The organism is Enterobacter cloacae complex sp. IR5401 (assembly GCF_049238425.1).
Taxonomy (GTDB): Bacteria; Pseudomonadota; Gammaproteobacteria; order Enterobacterales; family Enterobacteriaceae; genus Enterobacter; species Enterobacter hormaechei_C.
Genome location: NZ_JBMKHN010000001.1, coordinates 1 through 23,367, shown reverse-complemented (window position 1 = coordinate 23,367; position 23,367 = coordinate 1). Strand labels below are relative to the sequence as shown.

Below are 23,367 nucleotides of genomic sequence, written 5' to 3'. Positions count from 1 at the left end.
ACCATTTACATTGCAGGGGTATTTTTATAAGATGCATATAAAATACATCATTAAAGTAACATCAGAAGGAAGCTGCTATGCTCGACGCCCAAACCATCGCTACCGTGAAAGCCACAATCCCCCTGCTGGTTGAAACGGGTCCTAAACTGACCGCCCATTTCTACGATCGCATGTTCGCGCATAACCCGGAGCTCAAAGAGATTTTCAACATGAGCAACCAGCGTAACGGCGATCAGCGCGAAGCGCTGTTTAATGCTATTGCCGCCTATGCCAGCAACATCGAAAACCTGCCGGCTCTGCTGCCTGCGGTGGAAAAAATCGCGCAGAAGCACACCAGCTTCCAGATCAAACCTGAGCAGTACAACATCGTCGGCAGTCACCTGCTGGCGACCCTGGACGAAATGTTCAGCCCGGGCCAGGAAGTACTGGATGCCTGGGGGAAGGCCTATGGCGTACTTGCAAACGTATTCATCAACCGTGAAGCACAGATCTACAGCGAAAACGCCAGCAAGAATGGCGGCTGGGAAGGCACGCGCGCCTTCCGCATCGTTGAGAAAACCCCGCGCAGCGCACTGATCACCAGCTTTGAGTTTGAGCCAGTTGATGGTCAGCCAGTTGCCGATTACCAGCCGGGCCAGTATCTGGGCGTCTGGCTGAAGCCTGAAGGCTTCCCGCATCAGGAGATTCGCCAGTACTCCCTGACCCGCAAGCCAGACGGCAAAGGCTATCGCATTGCGGTTAAACGTGAGGAAGGTGGTCAGGTATCCAACTGGCTCCATAACGAAGCCAGCGTGGGCGACGTGGTCCATCTGGCGGCACCGGCGGGCGATTTCTTTATGGCCGTTGAAACGAATACCCCGGTGACGCTTATCTCCGCAGGCGTGGGTCAGACGCCAATGCTGGCGATGCTGGATACGCTGGCGAAAGCAAACCACAGCGCGCAGGTTAACTGGTTCCACGCGGCGGAGAACGGTGATGTTCACGCCTTTGCGGACGAAGTGAAAGCGCTGGGAGCGGGTCTGCCACACTTTACCGCGCATACCTGGTATCGTTCACCCACGGAAGCCGACCGCGCAGCGGCTCGTTTCGACAGCGAAGGCCTGATGAATTTAGGGCAGCATGAAGGGGCGTTCAGCGCACCGGGGATGCAGTTCTACGTTTGTGGGCCGGTAGCGTTTATGCAGTATGCCGCGAAGCAGCTGGTCGACCTGGGCGTGAATAAAGACAACATTCATTACGAATGTTTCGGCCCGCATAAAGTGCTGTAATGCAAAAAGCCCCTCAACGAGGGGCTTTTTTTTCGCCGGGTGGCAGCTGCGCCTTACCCGGCCTACCAAATCTTTTTTAAATCGCCGCGTCGTCTTCTTCGCCGGTACGGATACGGATCACGCGCGCCACGTCAAAGACGAAGATTTTCCCGTCGCCAATTTTACCGGTCTGCGCCGTGCGGATGATGGTATCCACACAGGTATCGACGATATCATCGCTTACCACGATCTCGATTTTCACTTTCGGCAGAAAGTCCACCATGTACTCTGCGCCACGGTATAGCTCGGTGTGGCCCTTCTGACGACCAAAACCTTTCACTTCAGTTACGGTCATCCCGGTGATGCCTACTTCTGCCAGCGCTTCACGTACATCATCCAGTTTGAAAGGTTTAATAATCGCATCAATCTTTTTCATGGTGGGTCCTTAAACTCTTGCCAGTAAGCAGCCTCGTAATCGGTTGCTCACAGTATCATATTCAGGCGAATTTTGCGGTATTACTCTTTAAAATCGTTCGCTTCCAGCTCGTGGCGTGAGAGCAATTTATAAAACTCGGTACGGTTACGCCCGGCCATGCGCGCCGCATGGGTTACGTTGCCTTTGGTGATTTGCAGCAGCTTGCGCAGATAGTTCAGCTCGAACTGGTTTCGCGCTTCCGCAAACGTCGGTAAGGCCGTGTTTTCCCCCTCGAGCGCCTGCTCCACCAGCGCATCGCTGATCACCGGCGATGACGTCAGCGCCACGCACTGCTCAATCACGTTCACCAGCTGGCGTACGTTGCCCGGCCAGCTTGCTGTCATCAGGCGTTTCATCGCATCGGTGGAGAACGCGCGCACGAATGGTTTGTGGCGGTCAGCGGCCTGGCGCAAAAGGTGATTTGCCAGCAGCGGGATATCTTCCGCACGCTCGGCCAGCGCCGGGATTTTCAGGTTGACGACATTCAGTCGATAGTAGAGATCTTCGCGGAACTCGTTGCGCGCCATCACCTTGGGTAAATCGCGATGGGTAGCGGAAATAATGCGCACGTTGATATCGATATCGCGGTTGCTGCCAAGCGGACGCACTTTCCGCTCCTGCAACACGCGCAGCAGTTTGACCTGCAACGGCGCGGGCATATCGCCAATTTCATCAAGGAACAGCGTGCCCCCCTCTGCCGCCTGGAACAGCCCTTCACGGCTGCTCACCGCGCCGGTAAAGGCGCCGCGGGCATGGCCGAAGAGCTCAGACTCAAGCAGTTGTTCCGGCAGCGCGCCACAGTTGATGGCAATAAAGGCATTTTTACTGCGTGGGCTGGCGTTGTGGATCGCCTGGGCCAGGATCTCTTTCCCGGTCCCGCTCTGGCCGTTGATCAGCACGCTAACGTCGGATTGCGCTACCATCCGCGCCTGTTCCAGCAGGCGCAGCATCACAGGGCTACGCGTCACGATGGATTCACGCCAGCCGTCGTCGCCGGATGGCGCCGCGTGCTCAAGAGCGCTGTCGATCGCTTTATAGAGGGCGTCTTTATCCACCGGTTTGGTGAGGAAGCTGAATACCCCCTGCTGCGTCGCGGCCACCGCATCAGGAATAGATCCGTGAGCGGTGAGGATAATCACCGGCATCCCGGGCTGCTGCTTCTGGATCTCCGTGAACAGTTGCAGGCCATCCATTTCATCCATGCGCAAATCGCTGATCACCAGATCGATTTTCTCGCGGCTGAGCACTTTCAGCCCCTCCTGCCCGCTTTCAGCGGTGACCACGCTGTAGCCTTCGCTGACCAGACGCATCCCCAGCAGCTTTAACAGCCCGGGATCGTCATCCACCAGTAACAGATGGGCAGGTTTACGGCTTGTCATGGCTTCACATCCTCTTGTTTCGGCGTCTCACTGTCTGGCGTCGTGGCAGAGTTGCCTTTCGACCCATCGGGCAGATAGCTGCCTGCCGGCTTACGCGTCGAGAGCTGTCTTTCGATATCGGTCAGATTTTCGAGCTTGCGGGTGGTGGTTTCCAGCTGCTCGCGCAGCGACTCCTGCTGCTGGCGAAGCGCATCAAGCTCGCTGTCGCTTGACTGCTGCAATTTGCTGTAGCGGAAACGCTCTTCGGACAGCTGTAATTGCAGGGTTTGTCCGTCCCGCCAGAGCTGATAAACCGGGCGCACCTGGAGGGGAATATTGATCACGTAAGTATCCAGCCGCGTCACGTTGGCGCGGCGTTCGACAGGCGTGATTCTGGCATCCGCCATCACGATCCCGCGTTTAAACGCGTCCTGCCAGGTATCGTCCATCAGCATCGCCGCCTGGGCACGGGCCTCGGCGGGCGCCAGTCGCTGGGCGCAGTCTATTCCGCGCAGCCAGAACAGCGGATTGGATTCAACATCACGCCCCGACAGGCTCCAGATATCATCGCAACGTGTTGAAAGGAAATCGGCCAGCTGTTTTTGCGGCCATTTATCTTCCTGTTTGTGGCTAATCGCACTTTTTGGTGCATGGGTTACACAGCCGGCCAGCAGTAAGCAGGGCAGGCTGAGGCGCACATTTTTGCTGGAAAACACCGCGCGCAGTGCGCGGTAAAAGACGTGTGACATACTCACCAGGTTGTTATTCATTTCATTGATTTTTCCGGCTCAAGAGGCAGTTCGATACGAAAACAGACATCGGCGCGTTCATCACTCACGATGTTAAGCTCACCCTGCATGCGTCGTATGCAGTCGCGGGCAATACTCAGCCCCAGACCACTTCCTTTTACCGCACCTTTTCGCTGATGACTCCCCTGGAAGAAGGGCTCAAAGATCATCGTTTTTTCATCATCCGGAATCGGGCTTCCCGTATTCGCTACGTCAATAAATACCCGCGAACCGTTGTTATTGCTTCTGATATAAATGGTACCGGATTCAGTACCATAGTGCACCGCATTGGAATAAAGATTATCCAGTACGCTCATTAGGAGCATCGGCTCTGCCAGGCATGATGGCGCATTGAGATCCACCTGGGTATGCATCATTTTAGCTCTTGCTGGCAGGCTATGGGCGGAGATCACCATGTCCACCAGCGGTTCAATCTCAACGCTTTCAAGCACCACAGCACCATCCGCCAGCTTGCGGTTATAGTCCAGCAGTTGTTCAATAAGTTTTTGTAAATTGCGGCTACTGGCATCCAGAATCGCCACGATCTCTTTTTGCTCAGGGGTTAACGGCCCCGCTACTTCGTCTGCCAGCAGCTCCGTGCCTTCACGCATACTGGCCAGCGGTGTTTTGAGTTCGTGTGAGATATGGCGCAGGAACTGGTGACGCTGCGATTCCAGCCACGCCAGGCGTTCAGAAAGCCAGATGATGCGCTGACCGACCGAGCGCAGCTCGCGCGGGCCTTTAAAAACAACCGTATCCCCGAGAGATTTGCCCTCCCCCAGGCGGTTAATCATCCGCTGGATCCCCTTTACCGGGCCGATGATCATGCGGGTAAAGAGCAGTACCAGCCCCAGGCTGACGAGGAACAGCACCAGCGCCTGCCAGCCGAAGAACTGGCCGCGCTCGGCAATCTCCTGCTGGAGTTGTTGACCACGGGAAAAGATAACCGTACGGGTGGACTGCACCATCTCCGTATTGGCGTTCGCGAAGGCTTCAAGTCGGGCGGCGGCGGCGGCATCAGGACCGCTGTTTTTGCACTGGAGCTGCGCCAGATCGTTCAGATCCTGACGCAGCGCCTGATAGAGTTTGTCATCCGGCAAGACCCCGGCATGGGCATCCAGCATTTCGCTGTAGCGTTTACGCTGGTTCTGATAGACCCTCTCCAGCGTACGGTCGTCCAGCACGCAGTACTGGCGATAGCTACGCTCCATCTCCAGCGCGGCGTTGGTCATTGCCTCGCTACGGCGGGCATCAATAAGCGTGGTGCGGTTAGTCAGGGCCGCCTGGGCACTTAACGCATTCAGGCTTTGCCATGCCTGCCACGCCAGAACCAGCAAAGGTAGCAGGATCAGCAGGAAGGCCATCATAACGAGCTGTCGCAGGGAGCGAGGGAAAGCGGGCCAGCGTTTCAACACATTACTCTCATCATCCGGGTTTGAGGAGAGCGTAACTGAGTCTGCCCTTCAGATACAACAAAGCCGGGTAAAAACCCGGCTTTGTCATGGAATAAGGCGGTGCCTAACTCGACGTTTCGCCCTGGCCTGATAAAGCATTGCAATAATCAGTAGTTGGACGGCAGGCACCTTTTTGTGCGTCATTCGAAGTTTATGTAGCACGTCCCGAAGGGGCTGACATAAGAAGGTGAATGAGCCACTGGTTACTATTATGCAACGCGCGTGCCAGATTGCAAAAATTGATACTATCCTTATGATTAATAATCGTTTTATTATTAAAATGCATTGATTGTCAGGTGAATGATTTCCAGGCTAAGTGTCGCTATTAAGCAACACCTTAACGGGAACCCGTCCTGACATATATAAATCAACAGGTTAAATGTCTCTTATTGGAGACACTCAATCCAGAGGATTGTCGCAATTTTGCGACAGGTACAAAAAAGCCCGGTGGCGCTCGCGCTTACCGGGCCTACAGTCAGGGCGTTGAAACTTAACCCAGTTGTTTACGCGCGTTGCGGAAAATGCGCATCCACGGGCTGTCCTCGCCCCAGTTTTCCGGGTGCCAGGAGTTGCTCACGGTGCGGAAGACACGCTCCGGGTGCGGCATCATGATGGTCACCCGACCGCTTTCGCTGGTGACCGCGGTAATGCCATTTGCCGAACCGTTCGGGTTAGCCGGATAGGTTTCGGTGACCTTGCCGAAGTTATCAACAAAGCGCAGCGCTACCAGTCCTTTGCTTTCAAGCTGAGCCAGGTGCGCCGCATCACGCATTTCAACCTGACCTTCGCCGTGCGAAACCGCGATTGGCATCTGCGAACCCACCATTCCCTGCAACAGCAGAGACGGGCTTTGGGTTACTTCTACCAGGCTGAAGCGCGCTTCGAAGCGGTCAGACTGGTTACGCACAAAGCGCGGCCAGGCTTCGCTGCCCGGGATCAGCTCGCGCAGGTTAGACATCATCTGACAGCCGTTACACACACCCAGCGCCAGCGTCTGCGGACGATGGAAGAAGGTTTCGAACTCGTCACGCACGCGGCTGTTGAACAGAATAGACTTCGCCCAGCCTTCGCCCGCGCCCAGCACGTCACCGTAGGAGAACCCTCCGCAGGCAACCAGCGCCTGGAAATCATCCAGCCCGGTACGCCCGGCCAGCAGGTCGCTCATGTGGACGTCGATGGCGTCAAAGCCCGCCCGGTGGAAGGCCGCCGCCATCTCAACGTGGGAGTTAACGCCCTGCTCGCGCAGCACGGCCACTTTCGGACGCGCACCGGTCGCAATGTACGGCGCGGCAATGTCTTCGTTTATGTCGAAGCTGAGCTTCACGTTCAGGCCAGGATCGTTGTCGTTCGCCTTCGCGTTGTGTTCCTGATCGGCGCATTCCGGGTTGTCACGCAGGCGCTGCATCTGCCAGGTGGTTTCCGCCCACCACATACGCAGCGTGGTGCGGCTTTCGCTGAACACCGCGTGGCCGTCGGCTTCAATCACGAAACGGTCGCCCTGCACCGCTTTACCGAGATAGTGTACGCAGTCTGCCAGACCGTGCTGCGCCAGAATCGCTTCTACCGCGTCGCGATCTGCGGCGCGTACCTGAATGACCGCGCCAAGCTCTTCGTTAAACAGCGCCGCCAGGCGGTCTTCGCCAAGCGTAGCAATGTTTGCTTCAACGCCGCAGTGACCGGTGAAGGCCATCTCTGCCAGCGTCACCAGCAGGCCACCATCGGAACGGTCGTGGTAGGCCAGCAGCTTACGCTGCGCCACCAGCGCCTGAATTGCGTCGTAGAAGCCTTTCAGCTGGGCGACGTCGCGCACGTCGGCTGGCTTATCGCCGAGCTGGCGGTAAACCTGCGCCAGCGCGGTGGCGCCCAGGGCGTTATGGCCTTTGCCGAGGTCAATCAACAGCAGGGCGTTATCTTCAGTGGAAAGCTGCGGCGTAACGGTATGACGTACGTCTTCCACGCGCGCAAACGCGGTGATCACCAGCGACAGCGGAGAGGTCATCTCGCGCTGCTCGTTACCTTCCTGCCAGCGGGTTTTCATCGACATGGAGTCTTTACCCACCGGAATGGTCAGGCCGAGCGCAGGACACAGTTCCTCACCCACCGCTTTCACGGCTTCATACAGGCCGGCGTCTTCACCAGGGTGACCGGCGGCGGCCATCCAGTTCGCGGAAAGTTTGATACGTTTGATGTCGCCAATCTGCGTCGCCGCGATGTTGGTCAGCGCTTCACCAACCGCCAGTCGTGCAGAGGCGGCGAAGTCCAGCAGCGCCACTGGGGTGCGTTCGCCCAGCGCCATCGCTTCGCCGTAGTAGCTGTCGAGGCTCGCGGTGGTCACGGCGCAGTTAGCGACCGGGATCTGCCACGGGCCAACCATCTGATCGCGGGATACCATACCGGTCACGGTGCGGTCGCCGATGGTCACCAGGAAGGTTTTCTCTGCCACAGCAGGCAGGTGCAGCACGCGGTTGACCGCTTGTGCCACGGTGATGCCCTGGCGATCCAGCGCTTTGCCTGCCGCTTTACGGGTTGTTACGTCCCGGGTCATCTTCGGCGTTTTACCGAGCAGCACGTCGAGCGGCAGATCGATAGGCTGGTTGTCGAAATGGGTGTCGCTCAGAGTCAGGTGCTGCTCTTCGGTTGCTTCACCGATGACGGCATACGGCGCGCGCTCGCGGCGGCACAGCTCGTCAAACAGCGGCAGCTGGTCGGCCGCAACCGCCAGCACGTAGCGCTCCTGGGATTCGTTACACCAGATTTCCAGCGGGCTCATGCCAGGCTCATCGCTCAGGATATCGCGCAGGTTGAAACGACCACCGCGGCCGCCGTCGCTCACCAGCTCCGGCATGGCGTTGGACAGACCGCCCGCTCCCACGTCGTGGATAAAGAGAATCGGGTTAGCATCGCCCAGCTGCCAGCAGCGGTCGATTACTTCCTGACAGCGACGCTCCATCTCAGGGTTGTCACGCTGCACGGAGGCGAAATCGAGATCCGCATCAGACTGGCCGGAGGCCATCGAAGAGGCCGCACCGCCGCCCAGACCGATGTTCATCGCCGGGCCGCCGAGCACGATCAGCTTCGCGCCGACGACGATCTCGCCTTTTTGCACGTGATCGGCACGGATGTTGCCGATCCCGCCCGCCAGCATGATCGGTTTGTGATAGCCGCGCAGCTCTTCGCCGTTGTGGCTGTCCACTTTCTCTTCATAGGTACGGAAGTAACCGTTCAGCGCCGGACGACCAAATTCGTTGTTAAACGCCGCGCCGCCCAGCGGGCCTTCGGTCATGATATCCAGCGCGGTCACGATGCGCTCTGGCTTGCCGAAATCTTCTTCCCACGGCTGTTCAAAGCCCGGGATACGCAGGTTGGAGACGGAGAAACCGACCAGACCCGCTTTTGGTTTTGCACCACGACCGGTCGCCCCTTCGTCACGGATTTCACCGCCGGAGCCGGTCGCCGCACCCGGCCATGGGGAGATCGCCGTCGGGTGGTTGTGGGTTTCCACTTTCATCAGGATATGCGCAGGCTCCTGATGGAAGTCATAGCGCCCTGCTTCGCGATCGGCGAAGAAGCGGCCCACCTCGGAACCTTCCATCACCGCGGCGTTGTCTTTATAGGCAGACAGCACGTGGTCAGGGGTTTGCTCCATGGTGTTTTTGATCATTTTGAACAGCGACTTCGGCTGCTGTTCGCCGTCGATAATCCAGTCGGCGTTGAAAATCTTGTGGCGGCAGTGCTCGGAGTTGGCCTGCGCGAACATATACAGTTCGATGTCGTTCGGGTTGCGATTCAGCTTAACGAATGCATCCTGAAGGTAGTCGATTTCATCCTCTGCGAGTGCCAGACCAAGACGCAGGTTTGCGTCGATCAGCGCCTGACGCCCCTGCCCCAGCAGATCCACGCTCTGTACCGGCGCAGGCTGATGGTGGGAGAACAGTTTCTGCGCATCATCCAGAGAGTCAAACACACTCTCCATCATGCGGTCGTGCAGTTCAGCCGCAACCGCCTGCCACTGCGCGTCGCTCAGGGTAGAGGCTTCCACGTAGTACGCCACACCGCGCTCCAGACGGTTAATCTGGTTCAGACCGCAGTTGTGAGCGATGTCTGTTGCTTTGGAAGACCAGGGGGAGATGGTGCCAGGGCGTGGCGTGGCGAGGATTAATTTGCCGGTCGGCGTATGGCTGCTCAGGCTTGGGCCATATTTAAGCAGACGTTCCAGCTGTACGCGCTCCTCTGCATTCAGGGGGGCATTCAGGTCAGCAAAATGGACATACTCAGCGTAAATATTGCTTACCGGAAGGTCGGCCGCCTGAAAACGTGCCAGCAGTTTGTTAATACGGAAGGCAGACAGTGCAGGCGAACCACGCAGAATTTCCATCATAAGTCTCTCGTCTTCGAAGCGCCGGGGCGCTTACAGTGTGCGCAAGGGGGGAAAACGGGCGTCATTATAGAGAATCCTGAGCGCCGACGAAACCGTTTGCGTCGAAATAAAATCAACCTTTATGTTTAACAATAGATGTGACCTGTCTCTCTAATTGGTTGCCAACTGGCGCTACTTTGCGCAAAATGCCGCTCAATCAATGGCAAACTCTACTCTTAACATGACTACAGCACACTGAGGCAACCGGCGTCGCAGAGAATTAACTAATTGAAAAAATTAAAGATTAATTATCTGCTCATCGGCATTGTTACGTTGCTGCTGGCAGTGGCCCTCTGGCCGTCTATCCCCTGGTTCGGCAAGGCCGAAAACCGTATCGCCGCCATTCAGGAGCGGGGGGAGTTGCGCGTCAGTACCCTCTCCTCCCCGCTTATTTACGACGATATCAACGGTAAAACCATCGGTCTTGATTACGAACTGGCACAGCTGTTTGCGGACTATCTGGGCGTGAAGCTGAAAGTTACCGTGCGGCAGAACATCAACCAGCTGTTTGATGATTTGGACCATGACCGTGCCGATATTCTCGCCGCAGGTCTGGTGTACAACAGCGAACGCAGCAAAAACTATCAGCCGGGCCCGACCTACTACTCCGTGTCGCAGCAGGTGGTTTATCGTGTGGGTAGCCTGCGCCCGCGCTCACTGGCCGACATCACCGACCAGCAATTGACCATTGCGCCAGGCCATGTGGTGATTGACGATCTGCGGGCGTTGAAAGAGAAAAAATACCCTAACCTCAGCTGGACGGTCGATCCTAAACTCGGCACGACCGAATTGCTGGAGCAGGTAAAAGATAAAAAGCTGGCCTATACCATTGCTGATTCGGTGGCGATCAGTCTTTTCCAGCGCGTTCATCCTGAAATCGCCGTGGCGCTGGATGTGACCGACGAACAGCCGGTGACCTGGTTTACCCAGCTGGACGACGATCAAACCGTCTCTGCGGCCATGCTCGATTTCTTTAATTCCATCAATGAAGACGGCACCCTGGCGCGTCTGGAAGAGAAATATCTCGGTCACGGGGACGATTTTGATTACGTTGACACCCGCACCTTCCTGCGCGCGGTGGACAGCGTGCTGCCGGACCTGCAACCGCTGTTTGAGAAGTACGCCCAGGAGATTGACTGGAAGCTGCTGGCGGCAATTTCCTACCAGGAATCGCACTGGGATGCTCAGGCCACCTCCCCCACGGGCGTGCGCGGGTTGATGATGCTGACCAAAAATACCGCCCAGAGCCTCGGCATCAGCGACCGGACCGATGCGGAACAGAGCATCAGCGGCGGCGCGCAGTATTTACAGGATATGATGGCGAAAGTGCCGGAGACGGTCCCGGAAGGGGAGCGGATCTGGTTTGCGCTGGCCGCCTATAACATGGGGTATGCGCATATGCTCGACGCGCGGGCGCTGACGGCGAAAACCAAAGGTAACCCGGACAGTTGGTCAGATGTAAAACAGCGCCTGCCGCTGCTTAGCCAGAAACAGTGGTACCAGAAGCTGTCGTATGGCTATGCGCGCGGCCATGAAGCGTATGCCTACGTGGAAAATATTCGTAAGTATCAGATAAGCCTGGTGGGATATCTGCTGGAGAAAGAAAAAGAGGCGGCCGAGGCGCAACAGCTGGCTGAAAGCTATCCGGTGGTCGCACCGGAAGAGCTTAATCACCCTGCGGTTTCAATTCTGCCTTTTGTTGCTTTTTCTGCTGCCGACGCATTCGAAAAAAGTCACTTAACAGACCCGAACATTCTGGTGCAAGTACCCCGCCGATAGTTTTCACCTGGTGGTTCATCCCCGGATGCCCAAGTACGTCCATCAGTGAACCAGCAGCGCCCGTCTTTTCATCCCGCGCGCCAAACACCAGCGTACCGATTCGGCTGTGCACCATCGCCCCGGAGCACATCACGCACGGCTCAAGGGTGACATACAGGGTGGTATCAAGCAGACGATAGTTTTGCAGCACCAGTCCGCCCTGACGCAGCGCCATAATTTCAGCATGCGCGGTAGGATCGTGACGGCCAATCGGACGGTTCCACCCTTCCCCAATCACCTGATTGTTATGGACCAGTACCGCGCCCACGGGCACTTCGCCCTCTTCCCAGGCGCGCTGAGCCAGCGCCAGCGCATGGCGCATCCAGTATTCATGATTGTGTTCAGGGTTGGACAAGGGCTGATACTCCAGTCGAAAAGCGGGCGGCATTATACACAGCCGGTACAGATAAGACTATTCGAGTTGCTGAAGTTCGCCCAGAGGCGTGACGCGCCAGCGGTGCTGGCAAAAATAGAGCAGCGGGTTGTCCTGCTTGCTGTCGCTGTAGCCGCTGTACAGACGCAGCGGCGTACCGATGCGTTTCTCCAGCTGCACCACTTTTTCATGTCCGAGGCAGCGCAGGGTGAGCACCCAGCCGCCGTAGCCGCGCGCGATCTGCGTGGCGATAAGATTTACGCGCGGCAGCCAGGGCGTATCAAAATAGACTTGCTCCACCAGCGTCTGCGGGGAGCCAGTAATCAGCCAGATATCGGCATCATTGGCGTCGAGATAGCTGGTCAGGCGCGCCTGTACCACGGGAAACGCGGCGACGTGCCCGCGAAACCAGTGCGCAAAATCCTGTTCGAGCTGCTTGAGGCGCGCTTCGCTATGACCAAACGTGCATCCCCAGAGCAGCAGGCTCATCGGCCAGCGCGCTGCACGGCCTTTCACCAGCAGCGCGATGCCAATAACGGGTAACAGGGGTAATACCAGCAACGCGTTAAGGGGCTGGCGCCGTAGCAGGTAGCGCATAAAGGTGCCGAACATATCCTGCTGATGCAGCGTTCCATCCAGATCAAAAAAGACAACGCGACGCTCGTGACTGGCCAAACCTTACTCCTCTGGGTCGTTGAATCCTAACAGCCAGGTAAACAGGAACCCGGCGATCACCGCTACCAGATAGCCTAACAGATAGAGCATCACTTTTCCGGTCACGATGGTTAATGCCAGCGGTAACCCGGAGATCCCGAAGGTAATGACGGTCGCCACTTTCCAGTAGCTGATTAACGCCCCGCCCACCGCCCCACCGAGACAAGCGGCCAGGAACGGCTTACCCAGCGGCAAGGTCACGCCGAAAATCAGCGGCTCGCCGATACCGAGCAACCCGACCGGCAGCGCCCCTTTAATGACCTTTTTTAAACGCGCGTTGCGGGTTTTCATCAGCACCGCGATGGCCGCGCCGACCTGCCCAACGCCAGCCATCGACAGGATCGGCAGCAGGGCGTTATAGCCGTGCGCCTGTACCAGTTCGACGTGAATCGGCACCAGCCCCTGATGCAGACCGGTCAGCACTAACGGCAGGAAGGTCCCGGACAGCACGGCCCCCACCAGCAGCCCGCCGCGATCGATCGCCAGAGACGCGCCGTGGGCGATGGCTTCAGAGATCGCGCCGCCTAACGGTTGCAGCGCCACAATCGCCACGCTCCCGGTAATCAATGTGGTCAGCAGCGGGTTGAGGATCAGTTCAATCGAGCCTGGCAGCAACGCGCGTAGCTTTTTCTCAATCCAGCACATCAGAATGACCACCAGCAGCACGGCAATCACCCCACCGCGGCCAGGCTGAAGCGCCTCGCCAAACAGCGTAATCTGCGCCAGCTGCGGGCTGGAGAGGATACCCGCCATTACGCCGCCCATCGCCAGCGAGCCGCCGAACACTTTGGCCGTGTTCACCCCCACCAGAATGTTCATGATGGCAAACACCGCGCTGCCGAAAATCGCCAGAATACCCAGCAGGTTCGGATACTGGGTGGCGAAATTCCCGACAATATCCGGACGCTTGAGGATATTGATAATCCCGGTGATCAGCCCCGACGCGATAAACGCCGGGATAAGAGGAATAAAGACGTTTGCCAGCTGGCGCAGCGCATCGCTCATGGGGGCTTTGTATTTTGCTTTCGCCTGCGCTTTGGTGCGTTCGGCGTCGTCAAAGGCGGGAGCCGTTTCACCGCCCGTCATCAGGGCGCGCATGGCATCAACCACCTGCGCCGCTTTGCCCGGACCGACAATCAGCTGGTGCTGTTGCCCCTGTTTAACGTACCCGCTCACGCCGGGGAGCTGCTTCAGGCGCGTTAAATCAAGCTTTTCGTCGTTGTACACCTCGACGCGTACACGCGTCATGCAGTTTTCCAGACGCTGAATATTTTTTTCCCCACCGATCCCAAGCAGGATGTCGCTGGCGAGCGCTGCTGTTTTGTCCATAAACGCCTCTTATTGATGTTCTAATGCCGCCCGTAAAAAACCGTGATGGGCTTCAAGCCTGGCTCTGGCCGCGGCTGCATCCAGCCCGGTTAATATCATCAGAATGGCGGGTTTTACATCGTGATCGGTCTGCTGAAGCACCTTTTCCGCCTCTTCACGACTGGCGCCTGTCGCTTCCATCACCATGCGGCAGGCTCTGTCCACCAGCTTGACGTTGGTGGCCTGCATATCCACCATCAGGTTTTGGTAGACCTTGCCAAATTTCACCATCGCGCCGGTGGAGATCATATTGAGCACCAGCTTCTGTGCGGTTCCGGATTTCAGGCGCGTGGAGCCGGTGAGCGCTTCCGGCCCGACGACCGGAGAGATGGCAATGGCGGCCACCTGCGCAATCGGCGAACCCGGGTTACAGGAGATGGCCACCGTGGTACATCCCGTCCGTCTGGCGTATTCCAGCCCACCAATGACGTACGGCGTACGACCAGAAGCCGCCAGCCCGACGACCAGATCCTGCGCGGTCAGGTTCAGCGCCCTGAGATCGTCTTCCCCAAGCTGTTTATTGTCTTCTGCCCCTTCCACCGCTTTCAGCAGCGCGCCGGGGCCACCGGCAATCAGGCCAACGACCAGACCGTGCGGAACGCCAAACGTCGGGGGACATTCTGAGGCATCCAGCACACCGAGGCGCCCACTGGTACCCGCCCCCATATAAATAATGCGTCCTCCTGCTTTCAGAGCGTCGGCAGCGGCGTCTACGGCTTTCGCCACCTCGGGCAATGTCTCTTTGACTGCCAGCGCGACGAGGGTATCCTGTTGATTAAAGCGGTTTACCAGCTCCAGCGTGGACAGTGCATCAAGATCCATGGTTTGCGGGTTACGCGTTTCAGAAACAAGAGAGCCTAGATTCATGTTATTTACCTCTTGAATTTTTAATTCATAATAAACGCACTATAATGGAATATAAAATTCATTCAGGCGAGCATAATTCGTATTTGCGCGGGTAATCACATTTTCGCCAGGAGACCGTATGAACTGTTTAATTCGTATTCGCCAGCGCTACGCAGGGTTTGCCCAGAGTGACAAAAAGCTGGCGGATTATTTACTTTCCCAGCCCGATCGCGCGCGACACCTCAGCTCCCAGCAGCTGGCAGGCGAAGCCGGGGTGAGCCAGTCGAGCGTGGTGAAATTTGCCCAAAAGATAGGCTATAAAGGCTTTCCGGCGCTAAAACTGGCGATCAGTGAAGCACTGGTAAGCAACCCTAATCCGCAGTCAATGCCGGTGCATAACCAGATCCGCGGCGACGATCCGATGCGTCTGGTCGGCGAAAAGCTGATCAAGGAGAACGTGGCGGCAATGCATGCCACGCTGGATGTGAACACGGAAGAGAAGCTGCTGGAAAGCGTAGCCATGCTTCGCGACGCGCGGCGTATTGTGTTGACCGGGATCGGCGCCTCCGGACTGGTTGCGCGTAACTTTGGCTGGAAGCTGACAAAAATCGGCTATAACGCCATCGTTGAACAGGATATGCACGCGCTGCTGGCGACCGTGCAGGCCATGGATCCTGACGATTTACTGCTGGCCATCTCCTATTCCGGCGAGCGGCGTGAAATTAATATGGCTACCGACGAAGCCCTGCGCGTAGGGGGAAAAATTCTGGCGATTACCGGATTTAGCCCGAATGCGCTCCAGCAACGGGCAACCCGCTGCCTGTATACCATTGCCGAGGAACAGGCCACTCGCAGCGCGGCGATTTCGTCGACGAGTGCGCAGATGATGCTGACGGACCTGCTGTTTATGGCGCTGGTTCAACAGGATCTGGAGCGTGCGCCAGAGCGTATTCGGCATAGCGAAGAGCTGGTAAAAAAACTGGTTTGAACAACGAATGAGCGTATAATGCCCGCCCTGTTTGTGTTGTTTCTGAGAATTTCCTGATGGCGCTGTTAATCACCAAAAAATGCATCAACTGCGATATGTGCGAACCCGAATGCCCGAACGAGGCGATTTCGATGGGCGACAGCATTTATGAGATTAACAGCGACCGCTGCACCGAGTGCATTGGCCACTATGAGACGCCGACCTGCCAGAAGGTGTGCCCCATTCCCAATACGATCTTAAAAGATCCGGCACATGTCGAGAACGAAGAACAGCTGTGGGATAAGTTTGTCCTGATGCACCATGCGGACAAAATTTAACCTTCGATAATCACCGTCGCACAGGCGTAGTGGCGTTCATCTGCAAGCGTTACGTGCATGTGCGCCACGCCCAGCTTTTCCGCCAGCTTAAGCGCCTCGCCCCATAAACGCAGACGTGGCTTACCCAGCTCATCGTTAAACACTTCAAACTGGTTAAACGCCAGGCCGTTACGAATGCCCGTGCCGAACGCTTTCGCCGCCGCCTCTTTTACCGCGAAACGTTTTGCCAGAAAGCGCACCGGCTGCTGATGCGCCTCCCAGATAGCCCATTCGTTATCGCTCAGCACGCGTCTTGCGAGGCGATCGCCGCTCCGGGCGATCACCGCTTCAATGCGGGCTATTTCAACGATGTCGGTGCCTAAGCCCAGAATAGCCATTACTGACGCGCTTCCAGCATCAGGCGCTTCATCTCGGAAACCGCTTCTTTCAGGCCGCTCATCACCGCACGACCAATAATGGCGTGGCCGATGTTCAGCTCGTGCATTTCCGGCAGGGCAGCGATGGCTTTTACGTTGTGATAGGTCAGGCCGTGACCGGCGTTAACCTTCAGTCCCAGGCTCGCGGCGTAGGTTGCCGCTTTGGCGATCCGCTCCAGCTCTTTCGCCTGCGCTGCGTCGTTTTCAGCATCGGCATAGCAGCCGGTGTGAATTTCAATATACGGCGCGCCCACGCCGGCAGCGGCTTTAATCTGGGTGAAATCGGCGTCGATAAACAGTGAAACCAGGATACCGGCATCCGCCAGGCGTTTGCAGGCATCGCGCATTTTGTCGAGCTGCCCGGCCACATCCAGACCGCCTTCGGTGGTCACTTCCTGTCGTTTTTCCGGCACCAGGCAGCAGAAATGCGGCTTCGTATCGCAGGCAATCGTCAGCATCTCTTCCGTTACTGCCATCTCCAGATTCATGCGGGTATCCAGCGTCTGGCGCAGGATACGCACGTCGCGATCGGTGATGTGGCGACGGTCTTCACGCAGATGGACGGTAATGCCGTCCGCCCCAGCCTGCTCGGCGATAAACGCCGCCTGAACCGGATCCGGATACGCCGTGCCGCGCGCGTTGCGCAGGGTGGCAATGTGGTCGATGTTGACGCCTAACAGTAATTCAGCCATGACAATCCTCGGTATTTTTGTTCATTTACCTTCCTCCTCTCCCTCCGGGAGAGGGCTGGGGTGAGGGGTAAAACATTAGCGTTTCGGCATAAACTGCCTGAATAATTCGCGGCTCTTTAAAGGTTTGCCCCCAAGATACGGCTTGAGCGCAATTCGGGTAAAGCGTTTTGCCGCACGCAGGGTGTCGGCGTCCGGGAACTCGCGTTCATACAGTGCTCTGAGCTGGCGCCCGGTAAAGGTGCTGTTATCGACGACGACACTGGCAATAAAGCCCTTTTCCTCACGATAGCGATAGGTCATGGTATCTTCTACCTCGTCCCCACTCCCCGCGCAGTGCAGAAAATCAACACCGTATCCAAGGTGACCAAGCAGCGCCAGCTCGAAACGACGCAGCACAGGTTCAGGAGTGCCGGTTGCGCCAGCGAGCGACTGGATACAGTGCAGGTAATCAAAGAAAAGTTCAGAGAAGCGGGTCTCATGTTCAAGCACCCGTGAGATGAGTTCGTTGACGTACAAACCGCTGTAGAGCGTGATACCAGAAAGAGGAAGCGCGAGGGAAACGGCTTCAGCACTGCGCAGGGTTTTGACTTCCCCTCGCCCGCCAAAGCGGACCAGCAGTGGGGTGAAAGGCTGCAAGGCACCTTTGAGATTAGAACGTCTGGAACGTGCGCCTTTGGCAACAAGGCGCACGCGACCGGACTCTTCCGTGAAGACGTCCAGCATCAGGCTGGTTTCGCTCCAGGGACGACTATGCAGGACAAAGGCGCGCTGCCATCCATCCATATGCTCGTCGTCTTAGGTTACTGATCTTCGCCGTAACCGAGGCTGCGCAGCGCACGCTCATCATCGGCCCAGCCAGATTTCACTTTCACCCACAGTTCCAGGTGAACCGGTGCTTCAAACATGTCCTGCATGTCTTTACGGGCTTCGATTCCGATAGTTTTGATCTTGGCGCCTTTATTACCGATCACCATCTTCTTCTGCCCTTCACGCTCAACGAGGATCAGACCGTTAATATCGTAACCGCCGCGCTCGTTGCTCTGGAAACGCTCGATCTCCACCGTCACAGAGTACGGCAGTTCAGCGCCCAGGAAACGCATCAGCTTCTCACGGATGATTTCAGACGCCATAAAACGCTGAGAGCGATCGGTGATGTAGTCCTCAGGGAAGTGATGAGTCGCTTCCGGCAGATGCTTGCGCACGATGCCCGCGATGGTATCAACGTTCAGACCCGTCTCCGCAGACAGCGGGACGATGTCCAGGAAGTTCATCTGGCTGCCCAGCCATTGCAGGTGCGGCAGCAGATCGGCTTTTTCCTGCACATTGTCCACTTTATTGACCGCAAGGATCACCGGCGTTTTGCCGTCGCGCAGCTTGTTCAGGACCATTTCGTCGTCCGGCGTCCAGCGGGTGCCTTCCACAACGAAAATCACCAGCTCTACGTCGCCAATGGAGCTGCTCGCCGCCTTGTTCATCAGACGGTTGATGGCGCGCTTCTCTTCCATGTGCAGGCCCGGGGTATCGACGTAAATCGCCTGATACGCGCCTTCAGTATGGATACCGACGATGCGGTGACGCGTGGTCTGCGCCTTACGCGAGGTGATAGAAATCTTCTGCCCAAGCAGATTATTCAGCAGGGTGGATTTGCCAACGTTCGGACGTCCGACGATGGCAATAAATCCGCAATAGGTTTTGTCGATGCTCATTCCAGCTCCAGCATTTTTAACGCCTGTTCGGCGGCAGCCTGTTCAGCCTTACGACGGCTTGAACCCGTGCCGACCACCGGTTCACTCAGGCCACTGACCTGGCAATGGATGGTAAATTCCTGATCGTGCGCTTCGCCACGTACCTGCACCACCAGATAGGATGGCAGCGGCAGATGACGACCCTGCAAATATTCTTGCAGACGCGTTTTAGGATCTTTTTGTTTATCGCCCGGGCTGATTTCGTCCAGGCGGGTCTGATACCAGTTCAGGATCAGCTTTTCTACGGTCTGGATATCGCTGTCCAGGAACACGCCACCGATCAATGCCTCGACCGTATCGGCAAGGATGGATTCACGACGGAAACCACCACTTTTCAGCTCACCTGGCCCCAGACGCAGACATTCACCCAGCTCAAACTCGCGTGCGATTTCAGCGAGGGTATTGCCGCGCACCAGCGTGGCGCGCATGCGGCTCATATCACCTTCGTCCACACGCGGAAAACGATGATAAAGCGCATTTGCAATTACGAAACTTAAAATAGAGTCGCCTAAAAACTCGAGACGCTCATTATGTTTGCTGCTGGCACTGCGATGGGTTAATGCCTGTTGCAACAACTCCTGATGATGAAAAGTGTAGCCCAGCTTCCGTTGAAGCCGATTAATTACGATGGGGTTCATGCGATACCAATAAATGAATGCGTCAAAAATGCAGCACACGAAACCGACCTGAGAAAACCAACGCGGTTTCGTGTGCCGTGGCACCCTTGCAGGGCCAACCTTAAACTTCGGGGGAATATTCTATACACAACGACAGGGGATGTCGTTAGTTCAAAGAGATTTATCGCTGAAATAATTCACGTAGCGGCGAATTAAAGCCGCTACGTGTTATTTTTGACGAAAATTAATGAATTCCGCCAATACGATTCAGGCGAACGCCGGTCGGCCACTCGCCTTCCTGCTTCTCAAAACTCATCCAGATAGCGGTTGCTTTACCGACCAGATTCGCTTCCGGCACAAAGCCCCAGTAACGGCTGTCCGCAGAGTTATCGCGGTTGTCACCCATCATGAAGTAGTGTCCCGGTGGCACAATCCAGGTCGCCAGCTGTTGGCCTGGCTGCTGGTAGTACATTGCCAGTTGATCCTGTGCGATTGGCACGGTCAGAATGCGGTGAGTGACATCGCCCAGCGTCTCTTTCCGTTCAACCAGACGAATACCGTTCTCTTTGGTTTCACCTTTTGGCACCTGGAAGAATCCGCTGGTCGCTTCACCGCCGTTACGGCGGGCAAAGGTCTGCACAAAATCACTTGGCTCAACGTTGGAGTAAGTGACTGGCAGCGCATTTTCACATGCAGTTCCAGAGCTACAGCCTGGCTGAATGGTCACCTCTTTCGCCACCGGATCGTAGGTTACTTTATCGCCCGGCAGACCTACCGCGCGTTTAATATAATCCAGCCGTGGATCTTCCGGATATTTAAACACCACGATGTCGCCACGTTTCGGATGACCCGTTTCGATCAGCGTTTTCTGGTAGATCGGATCTTTGATGCCATAGGCAAACTTCTCAACCAGAATGAAATCACCGATCAGCAGCGTTGGCATCATCGATCCTGACGGGATCTGGAACGGTTCATAGATAAATGAACGCACCACCAGCACAATCGCCAGCACCGGGAATACCGATGCCCCTGTTTCCAGCCAGCCCGGTTTTGGGCCGACTTTTTTCAGGGTTTTCGCGTCCAGCGCATCGCCCGTGGCTGCCTGCGCGGCAGCCTGACGTTCACGGCGTTTTGGGGCGAAGATAAACTTATCCAGGCACCACAACAGACCTGTCACCAGGGTAGCGATGACCAGGATCAGGGCAAACATGTTCGCCATGCCAACTCCTTAAGGTTATTTACCGTTACCGTCTTTACCAACATGAAGGATGGCAAGGAATGCTTCCTGCGGCAGCTCAACGTTACCGACCTGCTTCATACGCTTCTTACCTTCTTTCTGCTTCTGCAACAGCTTTTTCTTACGGCTGACGTCGCCGCCATAGCACTTAGCCAGAACGTTTTTACGCAGCTGCTTCACGGTTGAACGGGCAATGATGTGGTTACCAATGGCCGCCTGAATCGCAATGTCAAACTGCTGACGCGGGATGAGATCTTTCATCTTCTCAACCAGCTCACGACCACGGTACGGTGCGTTATCGTTGTGGGTGATCAGCGCCAGGGCATCAACACGCTCGCCGTTGATCAGTACATCCACGCGAACCATGTTCGAGGCCTGGAAGCGTTTGAAGTTGTAGTCCAGCGACGCATAGCCACGGGAGGTAGACTTCAGACGGTCGAAGAAGTCGAGCACTACTTCCGCCATCGGAATTTCATAGGTCAGCGCCACCTGGTTACCGTGGTAAACCATGTTGGTCTGCACGCCACGCTTCTCAATACACAGGGTGATCACGTTGCCGAGGAACTCCTGCGGCAGCAGCATGTGACACTCTGCGATAGGCTCGCGCAGTTCCTGAATATTATTCAGTGGCGGGAGCTTGGACGGGCTGTCGACGTAGATCACCTCTTTCGACGTGGTTTCTACTTCGTAGACAACCGTCGGGGCGGTGGTGATCAGATCCAGATCGTATTCACGCTCCAGACGTTCCTGAATGATCTCCATGTGCAGCAGACCGAGGAAGCCACAGCGGAAGCCGAAGCCCAGCGCCGTTGAGCTTTCTGGCTCGTAGAACAGGGAGGCATCGTTGAGGCTCAGCTTTCCGAGCGCATCGCGGAAGTTTTCGTAATCGTCAGAGCTGACCGGGAACAGACCCGCATAAACCTGCGGTTTCACCTTTTTGAAGCCTGGCAGCGCTTTATCTGCCGGGTTACGTGCACCGGTCAGGGTATCACCCACCGGCGCGCCGAGGATGTCTTTAATGGCACAGACCAGCCAGCCCACTTCGCCGCATTTCAGCTCGGTACGGTCAACCTGTTTTGGCGTGAAGATGCCCAGACGGTCAGCGTTGTAGACCTGGCCGGTGCTCATGACCTTGATTTTGTCGCCTTTACGCATGGTGCCGTTTTTAATACGCACCAGCGAAACAACGCCGAGGTAGTTATCAAACCAGGAGTCGATGATCAGCGCCTGTAGCGGCGCATCCGGGTCACCTTCCGGCGGCGGAATATCACGCACCAGACGTTCCAGTACATCCGGAACGCCGACGCCGGTTTTCGCCGAGCAGCGCACAGCATCGGTCGCATCAATACCGACGATGTCTTCAATCTCTTCCGCTACGCGCTCAGGATCGGCGGCTGGCAGGTCGATTTTATTCAGAACCGGCACCACTTCGAGATCCATTTCCATGGCGGTGTAGCAGTTTGCCAGCGTCTGGGCCTCTACGCCCTGTCCGGCATCCACCACCAGCAGCGCGCCTTCGCAGGCCGCCAGCGAGCGTGACACTTCATAAGAGAAGTCAACGTGCCCTGGGGTGTCGATAAAGTTCAGTTGATAGGTTTCACCATCGGAAGCTTTATAGTCGAGCGTCACGCTCTGCGCTTTGATGGTAATACCGCGTTCGCGTTCCAGGTCCATGGAGTCCAGAACCTGGGCTGCCATTTCACGATCAGACAGGCCACCGCAAATCTGGATAATACGGTCAGACAGCGTCGACTTACCGTGGTCAATGTGAGCAATGATGGAGAAATTTCTTATGTTTTTCATATGTATGGATTTATTTACTCGCTATGCGGATTAAATCTTCTTGATGGACACAGCGGTGGACACTCCACAGTAACTACCCCATCAACGACTGGCATGCATATTACACTGTAGCGCCCAAATCGTCAGCATACGATCTCCTGTTCATTGAGTGATAACGAGTGCCTACAGTTAAGCAATGTAAATTAAATTGTTGGGCAGTCATCATCACCCAGCGCGCGGTTGATGAAGAACGTCACTCTACCAAGAACCTCCCCCCTTCCAGAGCAGCACCTTCGATCGCTTCGCCATCATCTGTCATGAGTGACAGCCCCATCAGATTGGCAAACTGTGTGTGGCAGTCGCACAGAATCAACAACACATCACCTGGCGTCTTCTTCATTACAGGTTCGATTACCGCAAAGCCTGTATCAGTTTCGAAGCTCGCTCTGCAACTCTTACTATCGCCCCATCACCGGCCAGTCGCCGCCCGTTTTGCATACGACAGGCGGCAGTTTACTTTACTCGTTCTATTGAGAATAATGCGTGTATTACTCAGCTTTTTTTATCTTCTTTTTCTGCCTCGTAAATTGCTCTTATACTTCAATTTCTGACCTGCTCCCCACGATTAGATACAACACTCAGTTAGTAACGCCGGAATCTTCATTCTCAGAATGACCCTTTCTCCAGCCCGCTGCAAATTCAGACGGTGTCTGAT

At 56.3% G+C, this 23,367-nt stretch carries 21 protein-coding genes; 4 read left to right on the top strand and 17 right to left on the bottom strand.

The genetic code is table 11. The features are described from left to right. Window positions 1–77 precede the first annotated feature (77 nt). The gene (gene hmpA / locus ACOTX1_RS00105; RefSeq protein WP_003860681.1) at window positions 78–1,268 is read left to right on the top strand and encodes an NO-inducible flavohemoprotein; all 1,191 of its coding nucleotides are present in this window, start codon (window positions 78–80) and stop codon (window positions 1,266–1,268) included. A 76-nt stretch (window positions 1,269–1,344) separates the two neighbouring features. On the opposite strand, the gene glnB is transcribed toward hmpA, so the two are convergent. The 5 genes from glnB to purL form a co-directional block, all read right to left on the bottom strand. Beyond that, window positions 1,345–1,683 (bottom strand): nitrogen regulatory protein P-II, encoded by a 339-nt coding sequence (gene glnB / locus ACOTX1_RS00100; RefSeq protein ID WP_003860685.1) that lies wholly within the window; start codon window positions 1,681–1,683, stop codon window positions 1,345–1,347. Between the two features lie 80 nt (window positions 1,684–1,763). Continuing rightward, entirely contained in the window at window positions 1,764–3,101 is a 1,338-nt protein-coding gene (gene glrR, locus ACOTX1_RS00095; protein ID WP_003860687.1) for a two-component system response regulator GlrR, read from the bottom strand. Further along, window positions 3,098–3,850 (bottom strand): two-component system QseEF-associated lipoprotein QseG, encoded by a 753-nt coding sequence (gene qseG, locus ACOTX1_RS00090; protein ID WP_022651603.1) that lies wholly within the window; start codon window positions 3,848–3,850, stop codon window positions 3,098–3,100. The genes glrR and qseG overlap by 4 nt, the downstream gene beginning before the upstream one ends. Further along, window positions 3,847–5,280, bottom strand: coding sequence for a two component system sensor histidine kinase QseE/GlrK (gene qseE, locus ACOTX1_RS00085; protein WP_003860691.1), 1,434 nt, complete (start codon window positions 5,278–5,280; stop codon window positions 3,847–3,849). Before qseE ends, qseG begins: the two co-directional genes overlap by 4 nt. A 532-nt stretch (window positions 5,281–5,812) precedes the next feature. Beyond that, on the bottom strand, window positions 5,813–9,700 hold the full coding sequence (gene purL, locus ACOTX1_RS00080) for a phosphoribosylformylglycinamidine synthase (protein ID WP_022651604.1): 3,888 nt from the start codon (window positions 9,698–9,700) through the stop codon (window positions 5,813–5,815). 267 nt (window positions 9,701–9,967) lie between these two features. Between purL and mltF the strand changes: the two genes are divergently transcribed. Further along, window positions 9,968–11,518 carry a membrane-bound lytic murein transglycosylase MltF gene (gene mltF, locus ACOTX1_RS00075; RefSeq protein WP_023314659.1) on the top strand — a complete coding sequence of 517 codons (1,551 nt, stop codon included), beginning with the start codon at window positions 9,968–9,970 and terminating at the stop codon, window positions 11,516–11,518. On the opposite strand, the gene tadA is transcribed toward mltF, so the two are convergent. From tadA to murQ, 4 genes are read right to left on the bottom strand one after another with little or no spacing between them, the layout of a single operon-like run. Next, complete coding sequence (gene tadA / locus ACOTX1_RS00070; protein ID WP_022651606.1) at window positions 11,406–11,945, bottom strand: tRNA adenosine(34) deaminase TadA; 540 nt, start codon at window positions 11,943–11,945, stop codon at window positions 11,406–11,408. The two genes, mltF and tadA, sit on opposite strands and share 113 nt — an antisense overlap. A gap of 24 nt (window positions 11,946–11,969) precedes the next feature. After that, complete coding sequence (gene yfhb / locus ACOTX1_RS00065; RefSeq protein WP_003860696.1) at window positions 11,970–12,605, bottom strand: phosphatidylglycerophosphatase C; 636 nt, start codon at window positions 12,603–12,605, stop codon at window positions 11,970–11,972. Between the two features lie 3 nt (window positions 12,606–12,608). Then, window positions 12,609–13,973 (bottom strand): PTS transporter subunit EIIC, encoded by a 1,365-nt coding sequence (locus ACOTX1_RS00060; protein ID WP_023314660.1) that lies wholly within the window; start codon window positions 13,971–13,973, stop codon window positions 12,609–12,611. Window positions 13,974–13,982: 9 nt separating this feature from the next. After that, complete coding sequence (gene murQ / locus ACOTX1_RS00055) at window positions 13,983–14,879, bottom strand: N-acetylmuramic acid 6-phosphate etherase (RefSeq protein WP_023314661.1); 897 nt, start codon at window positions 14,877–14,879, stop codon at window positions 13,983–13,985. Window positions 14,880–14,997: 118 nt separating this feature from the next. On the opposite strand from murQ, the gene ACOTX1_RS00050 reads away from it, so the two are divergent. After that, on the top strand, window positions 14,998–15,846 hold the full coding sequence (locus ACOTX1_RS00050; protein ID WP_003860702.1) for a MurR/RpiR family transcriptional regulator: 849 nt from the start codon (window positions 14,998–15,000) through the stop codon (window positions 15,844–15,846). Between the two features lie 56 nt (window positions 15,847–15,902). Then, window positions 15,903–16,163, top strand: a complete 261-nt coding sequence (locus tag ACOTX1_RS00045) for a YfhL family 4Fe-4S dicluster ferredoxin (RefSeq protein WP_003860704.1) — start codon at window positions 15,903–15,905, stop codon at window positions 16,161–16,163. Here the strand turns inward: ACOTX1_RS00045 and acpS are convergent. The 8 genes from acpS to ACOTX1_RS00005 all read right to left on the bottom strand — a co-directional run bounded on the left by acpS (window position 16,160) and on the right by ACOTX1_RS00005 (window position 23,052). Next, on the bottom strand, window positions 16,160–16,540 hold the full coding sequence (gene acpS / locus ACOTX1_RS00040) for a holo-ACP synthase (protein WP_003860706.1): 381 nt from the start codon (window positions 16,538–16,540) through the stop codon (window positions 16,160–16,162). The two genes, ACOTX1_RS00045 and acpS, sit on opposite strands and share 4 nt — an antisense overlap. Next, on the bottom strand, window positions 16,540–17,271 hold the full coding sequence (pdxJ, locus tag ACOTX1_RS00035) for a pyridoxine 5'-phosphate synthase (protein ID WP_023314662.1): 732 nt from the start codon (window positions 17,269–17,271) through the stop codon (window positions 16,540–16,542). Before pdxJ ends, acpS begins: the two co-directional genes overlap by 1 nt. Before the next feature lie 75 nt (window positions 17,272–17,346). Beyond that, window positions 17,347–18,054, bottom strand: a complete 708-nt coding sequence (recO, locus tag ACOTX1_RS00030; protein WP_003860708.1) for a DNA repair protein RecO — start codon at window positions 18,052–18,054, stop codon at window positions 17,347–17,349. Between the two features lie 17 nt (window positions 18,055–18,071). Beyond that, the gene (era, locus tag ACOTX1_RS00025; protein WP_003860709.1) at window positions 18,072–18,977 is read right to left on the bottom strand and encodes a GTPase Era; all 906 of its coding nucleotides are present in this window, start codon (window positions 18,975–18,977) and stop codon (window positions 18,072–18,074) included. Next, window positions 18,974–19,654 carry a ribonuclease III gene (rnc, locus tag ACOTX1_RS00020; protein ID WP_003860711.1) on the bottom strand — a complete coding sequence of 227 codons (681 nt, stop codon included), beginning with the start codon at window positions 19,652–19,654 and terminating at the stop codon, window positions 18,974–18,976. The genes era and rnc overlap by 4 nt, the downstream gene beginning before the upstream one ends. 223 nt (window positions 19,655–19,877) lie before the next feature. Next, entirely contained in the window at window positions 19,878–20,852 is a 975-nt protein-coding gene (gene lepB, locus ACOTX1_RS00015) for a signal peptidase I (RefSeq protein ID WP_003860712.1), read from the bottom strand. A 15-nt stretch (window positions 20,853–20,867) separates the two neighbouring features. Beyond that, window positions 20,868–22,673 (bottom strand): translation elongation factor 4, encoded by a 1,806-nt coding sequence (gene lepA / locus ACOTX1_RS00010; RefSeq protein ID WP_003860714.1) that lies wholly within the window; start codon window positions 22,671–22,673, stop codon window positions 20,868–20,870. A 232-nt stretch (window positions 22,674–22,905) separates the two neighbouring features. Continuing rightward, window positions 22,906–23,052 carry a hypothetical protein gene (locus tag ACOTX1_RS00005; protein WP_164076822.1) on the bottom strand — a complete coding sequence of 49 codons (147 nt, stop codon included), beginning with the start codon at window positions 23,050–23,052 and terminating at the stop codon, window positions 22,906–22,908. Window positions 23,053–23,367 lie beyond the last annotated feature (315 nt).